Annotated in this window: 9 protein-coding genes and 2 tRNA genes; 6 read left to right on the top strand and 5 right to left on the bottom strand. The window is 34.0% G+C overall.

Annotation, left to right across the window (positions count from 1 at the left end; all coding sequences use genetic code 11):
- Positions 1–1,044 (top strand): acetyl-CoA hydrolase/transferase family protein (locus ACK5ON_RS12190; RefSeq protein WP_409822886.1); only part of this gene is annotated, 1,044 nt, incomplete at its 5' end.
- A gap of 46 nt (positions 1,045–1,090) precedes the next feature.
- On the opposite strand, the gene galE is transcribed toward ACK5ON_RS12190, so the two are convergent.
- Together galE and ACK5ON_RS12180 are read right to left on the bottom strand one after the other, a co-directional pair.
- Entirely contained in the window at positions 1,091–2,104 is a 1,014-nt protein-coding gene (gene galE / locus ACK5ON_RS12185; RefSeq protein WP_409822883.1) for a UDP-glucose 4-epimerase GalE, read from the bottom strand.
- A gap of 67 nt (positions 2,105–2,171) precedes the next feature.
- Entirely contained in the window at positions 2,172–3,299 is a 1,128-nt protein-coding gene (locus ACK5ON_RS12180; RefSeq protein WP_409822880.1) for a DegT/DnrJ/EryC1/StrS family aminotransferase, read from the bottom strand.
- Between the two features lie 80 nt (positions 3,300–3,379).
- On the opposite strand from ACK5ON_RS12180, the gene ACK5ON_RS12175 reads away from it, so the two are divergent.
- The 5 genes from ACK5ON_RS12175 (at position 3,380) to ACK5ON_RS12155 (ending at position 7,684) form a co-directional block, all read left to right on the top strand.
- Positions 3,380–3,619, top strand: coding sequence for a hypothetical protein (locus tag ACK5ON_RS12175; RefSeq protein WP_396173253.1), 240 nt, complete (start codon positions 3,380–3,382; stop codon positions 3,617–3,619).
- The gene (locus ACK5ON_RS12170) at positions 3,610–3,876 is read left to right on the top strand and encodes a type II toxin-antitoxin system RelE/ParE family toxin (protein ID WP_396173252.1); all 267 of its coding nucleotides are present in this window, start codon (positions 3,610–3,612) and stop codon (positions 3,874–3,876) included. The genes ACK5ON_RS12175 and ACK5ON_RS12170 overlap by 10 nt, the downstream gene beginning before the upstream one ends.
- Positions 3,876–5,123, top strand: coding sequence for a 3-deoxy-D-manno-octulosonic acid transferase (locus ACK5ON_RS12165; RefSeq protein WP_409822876.1), 1,248 nt, complete (start codon positions 3,876–3,878; stop codon positions 5,121–5,123). Before ACK5ON_RS12170 ends, ACK5ON_RS12165 begins: the two co-directional genes overlap by 1 nt.
- A gap of 33 nt (positions 5,124–5,156) precedes the next feature.
- On the top strand, positions 5,157–7,310 hold the full coding sequence (locus ACK5ON_RS12160) for a S46 family peptidase (protein WP_409822874.1): 2,154 nt from the start codon (positions 5,157–5,159) through the stop codon (positions 7,308–7,310).
- A 155-nt stretch (positions 7,311–7,465) separates the two neighbouring features.
- On the top strand, positions 7,466–7,684 hold the full coding sequence (locus ACK5ON_RS12155) for a hypothetical protein (RefSeq protein WP_396173246.1): 219 nt from the start codon (positions 7,466–7,468) through the stop codon (positions 7,682–7,684).
- 236 nt (positions 7,685–7,920) lie between these two features.
- Here ACK5ON_RS12155 and ACK5ON_RS12150 read toward each other — a convergent pair.
- The 3 genes from ACK5ON_RS12150 to mutS form a co-directional block, all read right to left on the bottom strand.
- A tRNA-Leu gene (locus tag ACK5ON_RS12150) sits at positions 7,921–8,006 on the bottom strand.
- 118 nt (positions 8,007–8,124) lie between these two features.
- Positions 8,125–8,197, bottom strand: a tRNA-Gly gene (locus tag ACK5ON_RS12145).
- A gap of 142 nt (positions 8,198–8,339) precedes the next feature.
- Entirely contained in the window at positions 8,340–10,946 is a 2,607-nt protein-coding gene (gene mutS, locus ACK5ON_RS12140; RefSeq protein WP_409822871.1) for a DNA mismatch repair protein MutS, read from the bottom strand.
- Positions 10,947–11,083: the final 137 nt, after the last annotated feature.

Genomic DNA, 11,083 nt, shown 5'->3' with positions numbered 1-11,083 from the left:
GGTTGTAATGAGCGTCATACAGTAAAAGCCGGAAACGGATCTTACACACCAGTTTTCCTCAGTGAATTGCCCAATTTGTGTCGGAAAAATGTACTGCCAATTGATGTGTCTTTTATCCATGTTTCTCCTCCTGATAAACATGGGTATTGTTCGCTTGGTGTTTCAGTGGAAGCTACTGTTGCGGCTATTGAAAATGCGAAAATTGTGATTGCTCAAGTCAATCCTCAAATGCCAAGAACGTTTGGCGATGGGATTATTCACGTTTCCGAAATCGATTATTTGGTGGAAGTTGATGTGCCCATTTATGCTCACGAAGTGGTTCCTTTTACTAAAGAAGAAGAGAAAATAGGAGGATTTATTGCCTCTTTAATTGAAGATAGAAGCACGTTGCAAATGGGAATTGGTTCTATACCAGATGCCGCATTAAGTAAACTAAAAAATCACAAAGATTTAGGTATCCATTCCGAAATGTTTTCTGATGGTGTGATTGATTTAATCGAAAGTGGTGTGATTACTTGTAATTATAAAGGCACATTGCGCGGAAGAATTTTAGCCACATTTCTGATGGGTTCCAAGCGATTGTATGATTTTGTAAATGATAATCCGTTTATCGAAATGAAGGAATCATCTATGGTGAACGACACAGCACGCATTCGTAAAAATCCTAAAATGGTAGCCATCAATTCCGCTATCGAAGTGGATGTAACAGGGCAAGTTTGTGCTGATTCTATTGGTGCCAAAATGTACTCTGGTGTGGGTGGACAAATGGATTTTATTCGTGGAGCATCTTTAAGCGAAGGCGGAAAAGCCATTATTGCCCTGCCATCAATAACCAAAAAAGGCGAAAGCCGAATAGTTCCCTATCTAAAACAAGGAGCAGGAGTCGTTTCCACTCGTTCTCATGTGCAATACATCATTACCGAAAATGGCATCGCCGATTTGTATGGCAAAACCTTGAAACAACGCACAGCCGAAATGATTAGGATTGCACATCCTAACCATCAGGAAAGTATTGAGAAAGCGTATTATGAAATGTTGAAATAAAAAAACAATCTAATCTAGGACGTTTTTTAAGCCAACTATAAGAGTTTTAACTTCTAATTTTTTGTTCCCAATCCCAAGCAGAGGACATGGCTTTTTCAAGCGATGATTTGGCTTTCCAACCAAGAACAGCATTGGCTTTATCGGTATTGGCATAGGCAGCAATAACATCGCCTTCTCTTCTGTCTACAATTTTATAAGGTAATTTTTGACCCGATACCTTTTCGAAAGCATGAATAACTTCCAAAACAGAACTTCCTGTACCGGTGCCTAAATTAAAAGTTTCCACTTTTTCTACATTTTGTTTATTCAACAATCGTTGCAAAGCAATAACATGCGCTTTTGCCAAATCTACAACGTGAATATAATCGCGAATACATGTACCATCAGGAGTGGGATAATCATTCCCGTAAACTGAAAGTTCTTTTCGTATGCCAATTCCTGTTTGGGTAATATAGGGAACTAAGTTTTGTGGAACACCTATGGGCAGTTCCCCAATTTCGGCACTTGGATGCGCGCCAATGGGGTTAAAATAACGTAATAAAATGGAGTTGACATTGGTTACTTTGGCAACATCTTGAATGATTTCTTCCCCAATTTGCTTTGTATTTCCATAAGGTGAAATAGCGGGTTGAACAGATGCATTCTCGGTTATAGGCATTTTTTCGGCTTGACCATAAACAGTACAAGAAGAACTAAAAATAAAATTGGCTTGAGGCAATTTTGTTAGTTCTTGTAAAACATAGACCAATGTATTGATATTATTTTCATAATAAAGCAAAGGATTTTCAACACTTTCTCCCACAGCTTTTGAAGCCGCAAAATGAATTACACCAACAATGTCTTGGTACTTCTTAAAGAAATTCTGAACCGATGATTTCTCTCGTAAATCAATATTCTCAAAAATGGGTTTCTTACCTGTTATTCTCTCTATTCCTTCCAAAACTTCAATTGAAGAATTAGAAAGATTGTCAATGGCTACAACTTCAAAACCTTGATTTTGCAATTCAACAACCGTATGCGAACCAATAAATCCTAAACCTCCTGTAACTAGTATTTTCATAATTAATTAGTTGACAGTAGCAGTCGCAGTTTGCAGTCACTGAGACTGAAACTGAGACTGAAAACTGTTAAATGTACTCTAAAACGCTATCCGTTATAAATTTAATCTGCTCGTCGTCTAATTCAGTATGCATTGGCAAAGAAATTACTTCTTTAATCAATTGATTGGTAACTGGAAAATCTTCTTCTTTATATCGAATATCAGCATATGCTTTTTGGGAATGCAACGGAATTGGATAATAAATAGCACACGGAATTCCCTTTGACAACAAATGTTCCATCAAACCGTTTCTATCGCCATCGATTATTCGCAACGTATATTGATGGAAAACATGGCAATCGCAAATATCACAAATACTTGGTGCAATAATGTTTTTGTGCCCTTCAAAAGCTTTCGAATACTTGCGAGCTGCCTCTTGACGTGCTTTTCCATAAGCATCTAAGAAAGGTAATTTGGCATTCAAAACGGCTGCTTGAATACTGTCCAAACGAGAATTTACGCCAACCACATCGTGATGGTATCGCACATACATTCCGTGGTTTACAATGCCACGAATTTTGTGCGCTAGTTCATCGTCGTTAGTAAAAATAGCACCACCATCGCCATAACAACCTAAGTTTTTAGATGGAAAAAATGATGTAGAAGCTACGTGACCAATCGTTCCTGCTTTCTTTTTTGTCCCGTCCGAAAATCGGCAATTGGCACCAATCGCTTGCGCATTATCTTCGATTACATATAAATCGTGTTCTTTGGCAATTCTCATTATCGCCTCCATATTGGCGGCTCTTCCAAAAAGATGTACTGGCACAATGGCTTTGGTTTTTGGCGTAATCGCTTTCTTAATCGCCTCAATAGAAATATTCATATTTACCATATTCACATCTACCAAAACGGGAGTTAATTGTAATAAAGCAATCACTTCAACTGTAGCTGCAAACGTAAAATCGGCTGTAATTACCTCATCGCCAGGTTTTAAATCCAATCCCATCATGGCAATTTGCAAAGCATCTGTTCCGTTGGCACACGGAATTACATGTTTAACATCAAGATATTCCTCAAGCTTTTTTTGAAATTTATGAACTTCTGGTCCGTTAATGTAAGTTGTTGTATCTAAAACTTCCTGAATAGAAGTATTGACTGTATCTTTTATTTTATCATATTGACTTTTGAGGTCAACCATTTGAATTTTTCTCATGATTTAAACTTATAATTGGCAAAAATAGGGATTATATTTTAGAAACATATTTATTATATTTGTATAAAATAAATGATACTATGGAAACGGTACTTTTTAAATCCAATTCAAAAAAAGACATGAACTTATTGATTAGTCTTGCCAAAAAAATTGGTATTGAAGTAGAAAAAATAACTTCTAAAAATGACCTTATTGATGAAAATTCGACAGAATATGAATTGAAAGTAGAGAGAAATTTAGGATTGATGATGGACGAATGTAAAAATTCACCCAGTGTAACTTATGAAGATGTTCAAAAAGTATTGAATAGATGGAAGTAGATTTCACTAGAAATTTTCTCAAGAATTTAGAAAATTTGAAAAATGAAGATTTGCTTCAAAAAATTCAAGATACAATTGATGATGTGGTTCGAGCAAACTCAGTTCTTGAAATTTCCAACATAAAAAAACTATCTGGGTTCAAAGTTTATTACAGGATAAAAATAGGTGACTACAGAATTGGAATAGAAAAGATAGGTAAGCAAATAAAATTTTTAACGTTTGAACACCGCAAAGACATCTACAAAAAATTTCCTTGATGCTTTTTCTATATAATCTCTTCGTCTATTTTTCGGAATTTATTCTCAAAATTATTGCGCTTTTCAGTCCCAAAATAAAGTTATTTGTCAATGGCAGAAAAGACGTTTTCAAAACACTAGCAAGCGCAATAAATCCCAAAGACCAAACCATTTGGTTTCATGCAGCTTCACTTGGCGAATACGAACAAGGATTACCTGTCATGGAAAAAATCAAATTGCAATTTCCAAATCACAAAATTATCCTAACTTTCTTTTCCCCATCAGGGTATGAAGTTCGAAAAAATAATACTATTTCAGATATTACAGTGTATTTACCTTTAGACACAAAATCAAATGCAAAACAATTTCTTAGACTCGTTTGTCCCGAATTAGTGTTTTTTATCAAATATGAATATTGGCCTAATTATTTGAATGAATTGAAAAAAGCAAATGTGAAAACGTATCTGATTTCCGGAATTTTTAGAGAAAATCAAGCATTTTTCAGTTGGTATGGTGGATTTTATAGAAATGCATTAAAAACGTTCGATTACTTTTTTGTGCAAAACGAAAGCTCAAAAAAATTGCTTCAAGGTATTGGATTCAATAACGTAAAAGTTTCTGGTGACACTAGATTTGATAGAGTAATTTCTATATTAGAACGGGATAATTCTTTGGATTTCATAGAGCAATTTAAAGACAATACAACTACAATTGTAATTGGAAGTTCGTGGCCAAAAGATGAAGCGATAGTAGTAAATTTCATTAATCAAACAAATGAAAATGTAAAATTCATTATTGCGCCACACAATATTAAATCAGAACAAATTCAGGAGTTGAAAAATTCCATTACAAAAAAAACAGTTTTATTTTCTGATATTGGAACAAATTGTGATTTGCCCTTTAATGACTATGATATTTTTATCATCGACACCATCGGAATTTTAACGAAAATATACAGTTATGCTGATATTGCTTATGTTGGTGGTGGTTTTGTTAATAAAGGTTTACATAACATTTTGGAACCGGCAACTTTTGGTATTCCAATAGTAATTGGACCATATTATTCGCATTTTGCCGAAGCAACAGCATTGATAAATTTGGAAGGATGCATTTCTATTTCAAATCAAAACCAATTAAATGATTCTTTTGAGAATTTGATTTCCAATGAAGATATTCGTCACGAAAAAGGGCATATTTGTGAAACTTTTGTGCAAATGAATATTGGCGCAACGGAAGTTATTTTGAGACATATTAGTAACAATTTATAAAATACAAACACTTAATTCAATTATATTATAACAATGAAATTTCTAAAATTACTTCTGCTTTTCATTTTTGTTCAAGTCAATGCCCAACAAGGCGGTATGTGGATTCCATCCTTATTGAATGGAATGAACGAAAGCGAAATGAAAAAATTAGGCATGAAAATTAGTGCCGAAGACATTTATTCAATAAATCATTCTAGTATGAAAGATGCCGTACCACAATTTGATGGTGGTTGTACTGCAGAAGTCATTTCGGACAAAGGTTTGATTTTAACCAATCATCACTGTGGTTTTGATAACATACAAAGCCATTCAACTGTCGAACATGATTATTTAACCAATGGTTTTTGGGCATACAAAATGGAGGAAGAATTGCCCAACAAAGACTTGTATGTTACATTCATTATCCGAATTGAAGATGTTACTTCAAAAGTGTTAGAAGGAACAACTACTTTGACTTCTGAAGCTGAAAAACAGAAAAAAATTCAAGAGAACATAAGTATATTAAATAAAACATTACCCAAAGAAACTTGGCAAGAAAACAGCATTCGTCCATTTTTTGACGGAAATCAATACCTACTTTTTGTTATCGAAAATTATGAAGATGTTCGACTTGTTGGTGCGCCACCAAGTTCTATAGGAAAATTTGGTTCTGATACTGATAATTGGGTTTGGCCCAGACATACAGGCGATTTTTCATTGTTTAGAATATATGCTGACAAAAACAATCGACCTGCTAAATATTCAAAAGACAATGTTCCTTATAAGCCAAAACACTTCTTCCCATTATCAATAAAAGGAATTAAAGAAAATGACTTCACCATGGTGATGGGTTTTCCAGGAAGAACTCAAGAATATTTACCGGCAGTTGCTGTTGAACAAATAGTAAATACCTTAAATCCAGCAAAAATTGAAGTGCGTGATGCCGCCTTGAAAGTACAAGATGGTTTTATGCGAAAAGATCAAGCCATCAAAATTCAATATGCTTCCAAATACGCCAGTGTAGCTAACTATTGGAAAAAATGGATTGGCGAAAGCAAAGGACTCAAAAAATCCAATGCAGTAGAAGTTAAACAAAAATTTGAAACCGATTTTCAACAAAAAGTTATCAAAGCAGGAAAGGAAGCAGCATACGGTAATTTATTGCGCGATTTTGAAAAAAATTACGCTGAAATAAAAGACTATGCTTTGGCAAGAGATTTATTTACAGAAGTGGCATTACGAAATACAGAAATACTTCAAAATGGCTATCGTTTATACCAATTAGAACAAATATTAAAAACAAAAGGAGAACAAGCTTTCACTGATAGAAAAAATAATTTATCCAATGGAATTGTAGATTTTTATAAAGATTATAATGTAAATGTTGATAAAAATGTGTTTGAACAATTAATTGCTATTTATGCCAAAAGATTGCCTTCTCAATTTTTACCCAATGAATTGAAAAATCTTAATGCTTCGCAATTAACTACTGATGTTTACAACAACAGTAAGTTAACAAATCTAGAAGATTTTAGAAGTTTGCTAGAAGGTGATTCTAAAACTGTCATCGAAAAAATTAATGCCGATAAAGGATATCAAATTTTAAAGGCAATGGCAGATGCTCACACTAAAAATGTAATGCCAAAATATGATGAACTGAACTTAAAAAATAGTGCAACACAGCGGACATACATGAAAGCCATTTTGGAATTAAGTCCAAAATCAGCTCGCATTTTCCCTGATGCCAATAGCACACTTCGTGTAACATACGGAAAAGTAAAAGGATATAAACCCAATGATGCTATTACCTATGAACCGTTCACCTATCTGGAAGGTGTGATGGAAAAATACGTTCCAGGCGATTATGAGTTTGATGTTCCCCAAAAACTAATTGATTTGTATAATACAAAAAATTATGGAAATTATGGAGTGAAAGGACTCGACAGAGCGGAGCTAAAAATGCCTGTTAATTTTATAGCAACCAATCACACAACAGGAGGAAACTCAGGCAGTCCAGCGCTAGATGCTAAAGGAAACTTGATTGGTTTGAATTTTGATAGAGTTTGGGAAGGAACGATGAGTGATATATATTATTCTCCCGAAATTTGTAGAAACATAATGGTTGACATACGCTATGTTTTATTCATAATTGATAAGTTTGCTGGCGCAGAAAACCTAATTAAAGAGATGAAAATTATCCCAAATTAAAATAAAAGAATAATTTTGGTTTTGGCACGGTTGTTGTTAAATAAAAAAGCAGAGCAAACATAGGTTTTTGAAAAAAAGTTGAAAAAATATTTTAACCTATTAAAAAATTTATATCTTTGCCTCGAATTAATAATTAACCTTTTATTTTAAGTAAGATGAAAAAAGTATTTTTAAGTTTAGCTATCGTTGCTGCATTAACTGTAGTATCTTGTAAACAAGCTGATGCTGCTGCTACTGAAGCGGTTGACACTGCTGTTGTTGAAGCTGTTGACACTGCTGCTGCAATGGTTGACACTGCTGCTGCAAAAGTTGACACTGCTGCTGCAAAAGTTGAAGCTGCTGTAGAAGCTGTTAAAGAAGAAGTAAAAAAATAATTAGTACACCAACTAATTTTTTTAAAGACTTAAAGCCATCCGCTTGTGCGTGATGGCTTTTTTTTTGCAATAAACTTACACTGTTTTATCATTCCGTAGGAATCTCACTTTTTGTTTTTCAAAACTGTAATTGATTCGATTCCCTTTTTTAGAGATTCCTTAATATGTCAATGGGATTGTTACTATTTTTTATAAAGAAGCCACAAAAAAACCCCTAACTTTCGTCAGAGGTTCTGTACTCAAGGCGGGACTTGAACCCGCACGAACATTGCTGTTCACTGGATTTTAAGTCCAGCGTGTCTACCAATTTCACCACTCGAGCTGAATGATTTTTTGATGGTTTAATTTTTAAAAAAAATTAATTAAATATACTCCCCATCCGAGCTTTATACTCTATGAAGACTTCATTTTAAAAACGAATCCATCATAACGTTATTTTGAGCGAAAAACGGGGCTCGAACCCGCGACCTCGACCTTGGCAAGGTCGCGCTCTACCAACTGAGCTATTTTCGCATTCACAATATTTGTTAGAACTGCAATACTTATTGTGTATTGCGGATGCAAATGTAATACTAAAATTGAATTATGCAAACCTTTTTTTGAAAAAACAACTAGAAAATCTAATCCGTTGATTTGCAAAAACTCCCGCAGTAGTTTACTTTTTTAACAAAATCTTTTTCAACTCATTTAGCTTCATCAATGCTTCAACTGGAGTCAAAGTATTTATGTCTAAACTCAAAATATCTTCCCTGATTTCTTCCAATAATGGATCATCCATACTGAAAATAGTGAGTTGCATATCCTCTTTGGAAGACTTAATTGTATTAAGTGCATCACTGGAGTGATTTTTTTCTAATTTCTTTAATAGCTTTTGTGCCTTTTGAATAACTGTTTGTGGCATTCCGGCCATTTTTGCTACATGAATACCAAAACTATGGGCACTTCCACCTTTTACTAACTTTCTTATAAAAAGTACGGTTTCTTTTAATTCTTTTACCGAAACATTATAATTCTGTATTCTCGGCAACAATTCACTCATTTCATTCAACTCATGATAGTGTGTTGCAAATAATGTTTTTGGTCTGGCGGGATTTTCATGAAGAAATTCAGCTATTGCCCATGCAATTGAAATTCCGTCATAAGTACTGGTTCCGCGGCCTATTTCATCAAGCAGAACTAAACTCCTCTCGGAGATATTATTTAATATTGATGCGGTTTCATTCATTTCTACCATAAAAGTAGACTCGCCCATAGAGATATTATCGCTGGCACCAACACGTGTGAAGATTTTATCCACAATACCCATTCTCACTTTTTCGGCAGGAACAAAACTACCCATTTGTGCCAATAAAACAATCAAAGCAGTTTGTCTTAAAATAGCGGATTTACCAGACATATTGGGTCCAGTAATCATAATGATTTGTTGTGTTTCTCTATCCAGAAAAACATCATTGGGGACATAAGGAACACCAACAGGTAGTTGTTTTTCAATAACCGGATGACGACCATTTGTAATTTCCAATTCAAAGGATTCGTCTAGAATTGGACAAACATAATTACACTCAATTGCCAATTGTGCAAAAGAAGTTAGGCAATCTAATTGCGCAACCAAATTGGCATTGAGTTGAACTGGCTTGATGTATGTGGCAATCCAACTTACTAATTGTTCAAATAATTGACTTTCGATTTGATGAATTTTTTCTTCGGCACCAAGTATTTTGGTTTCGTATTCTTTTAATTCTTCTGTTATGTATCTTTCCGCATTAACCAAAGTCTGTTTTCTTATCCATTCAGCAGGAACTTTCTCCTTATGGGTATTTCTAACTTCAATATAATACCCAAAAACATTATTGAAGGAAATTTTTAAAGACGATATTCCGGTCAATTCAGATTCTCTTCGTTCAATTCCTTCTAAATATTCTTTACCTGAGTATGAGATGTTTCTTAGTTCATCTAGCTCAGGATTAATCCCAACAGCAATAGCATTTCCTTTGGCAATAGCAACTGGAGCATCTTGATTGAGCGTTGTTTTAATTTTTTCTCTAAGTAAATCACAGCCATGCAAACTGTCCCCAATTACACGAACAGCTTCTTGCTTACTTTCCAATGCTAAATTTTTAATTGGAATTATGGCATCTAAAGATTCTTTGAGATAAATCACTTCCCGAGGTGATATTTTTCCAGTAGCTACTTTGGAAATCAAACGTTCCAAATCGGAAATTTGCTTGATTTGGGATTGAATTTTTTGAAGAATTTCTTTATTTTCTGTCAGATAAGAAACCACTTCATGACGATTTCTAATTTTATGAATGTCTTTTAAAGGCAAAGCCAACCAGCGTTTCAAAAGTCGAGAACCCATTGGCGAAAGCGTTCTATCGATTACATCCAAAAGTGTTACTGCATTTTGAGAATGACTGTGGTATAATTCTAAGTTTCGAATGGTAAATCGGTCCATCCAAATGTAAGCATCTTCAGCAATACGCTGAATACTGCTAATATGCTGCACTTTATTATGTTGTGTTTCGGATAAATAAAATAAAACGGCACCCGAAGCTATAATTCCATCTAGCAATTCTTCAATTCCAAAACCTTTTAAAGAATTAGTTTGAAAATGATTGGTCAAAGTTTCAAGCGCATAATCCTCTTTATATACCCAATCCTCGAGATAAAAGACATTAAATTTATCTCCAAAAACTTCTTTGAAATGTAATTTATTATTCTTTTGAATTAAAATTTCACTCGGACTAAAATTTTGCAACAACTTATCAATATACTCTTCATTGCCTTGTGCTGTTAAAAATTCTCCTGTAGAAACATCCAAAAAAGCTACTCCCAATTGTTTTTTACCAAAATAAATGGAAGCCAAAAAATTATTTGATTTTGATTGCAAAACCTCATCGTTCATTGCAACTCCTGGTGTAATCAATTCGGTTACACCTCGTTTTACAATAGTCTTCGTCATTTTTGGGTCTTCCAATTGGTCACAAATGGCTACTCGAAGTCCGGCTTTAACTAATTTTGGCAAATAGGTATTTAAGGAATGATGCGGGAAACCAGCCAGTGCTGTTTCGGTTTCACTACCAGCTCCCCGTTTAGTCAAAACAATTCCGAGTATCTTTGAAGCTCTAATGGCATCTTCACCAAAAGTTTCATAAAAATCGCCCACTCTAAATAATAAACATGCATCGGGATATTTTCTTTTTATCTCGTTGTATTGCTTCATTAATGGCGTTTCCTTTATTGGAGTTTCTTTGGCTGACAATGGATTTGAATTATATTTTAGTGAAAGCGAATTTAAATATTTTAGAATGAATAGACATCTTAAAAAAAATTAATTTAATATTAAGATAAAAAAAATGACACCACTTTCTTTTTTAGATAGATTTGTATCAGAAACAT

It is taken from the genome of Flavobacterium sp. (assembly GCF_046317795.1).
Taxonomy (GTDB): Bacteria; Bacteroidota; Bacteroidia; order Flavobacteriales; family Flavobacteriaceae; genus Flavobacterium.
Note: the sequence above shows the minus strand (reverse complement) of the source record. Positions and strands in the feature narration are given on the sequence as shown.

Bases quoted from the DNA above. Each gene is read 5' to 3' on its own strand.
- galE (WP_409822883.1), bottom strand. From the start codon at position 2,104: ATGAAAATACTAGTTACAGGAGGTTTAGGATTTATTGGTTCGCATACG.
- ACK5ON_RS12180 (WP_409822880.1), bottom strand. From the start codon at position 3,299: ATGAGAAAAATTCAAATGGTTGACCTCAAAAGTCAATATGATAAAATA.
- ACK5ON_RS12175 (WP_396173253.1), top strand. From the start codon at position 3,380: ATGGAAACGGTACTTTTTAAATCCAATTCAAAAAAAGACATGAACTTA.
- ACK5ON_RS12170 (WP_396173252.1), top strand. From the start codon at position 3,610: ATGGAAGTAGATTTCACTAGAAATTTTCTCAAGAATTTAGAAAATTTG.
- ACK5ON_RS12165 (WP_409822876.1), top strand. From the start codon at position 3,876: ATGCTTTTTCTATATAATCTCTTCGTCTATTTTTCGGAATTTATTCTC.
- ACK5ON_RS12160 (WP_409822874.1), top strand. From the start codon at position 5,157: ATGAAATTTCTAAAATTACTTCTGCTTTTCATTTTTGTTCAAGTCAAT.
- ACK5ON_RS12155 (WP_396173246.1), top strand. From the start codon at position 7,466: ATGAAAAAAGTATTTTTAAGTTTAGCTATCGTTGCTGCATTAACTGTA.